Source organism: Polynucleobacter sp. MWH-Jannik1A5 (assembly GCF_018881795.1).
In the GTDB taxonomy this organism is placed as follows: Bacteria; Pseudomonadota; Gammaproteobacteria; order Burkholderiales; family Burkholderiaceae; genus Polynucleobacter.
In genome coordinates, this window is the sequence record NZ_JACVPQ010000011.1 from 1 (window position 1) to 566 (window position 566).

The window sequence follows — 566 nt, forward strand, 5'->3', positions numbered from 1 at the left end:
CCTGCCAAGCTGATGATCGATGTGCCAGCAGCGGTACCGCTGATATTGAGAGTAGCGTTATTAATAATGCTGCTAGAGCTAGCGATCGAGCCTGTACCGGTCAGAGACAGAGTACCCGCAGAAATAGTTGTTGTACCAGTGTAGGTGTTGGTATTGGTCAATACCAAGGAGCCTGCGCCAGTCTTCGTAATGCCGTATCCACCAGAGACCACCCCAGACAGAATTAAGGTATTACCAGTATCGGTACTAATCGTACTATCGGCAGTCAAAATCACATTACCTGCTAAGAGGCTGGTGACGTCTTTGAGAGTGCCGCCATTGAGAGTGACCTGCTCTGCTCCAACAACTACGCCGTACAGATCTAAAGTACCGCCACTATGAACAGTCGTACCACCAATAGTGTCGCCTAAGCCAGCATCATTGCTGATGAGTAAAGTACCAGCCGATACAGTGGTTGTACCAGTGTAAGCATTGGTGCCAGACAAGGTTAATGTGCCTGAACCCACTTTAGTGAGGTTACCGGCGCCACTAATCACGCCACTAAAGGTCGTATCAGTTGTACTGCC

1 protein-coding gene is annotated in these 566 nt (G+C 49.3%); it reads right to left on the reverse strand.

The annotated features are described in order from the left end of the window. Positions 1-566, reverse strand: a 566-nt coding sequence (locus tag ICN23_RS09705) for an autotransporter-associated beta strand repeat-containing protein (RefSeq protein ID WP_216232048.1), incomplete at both ends; no start/stop codon positions are given.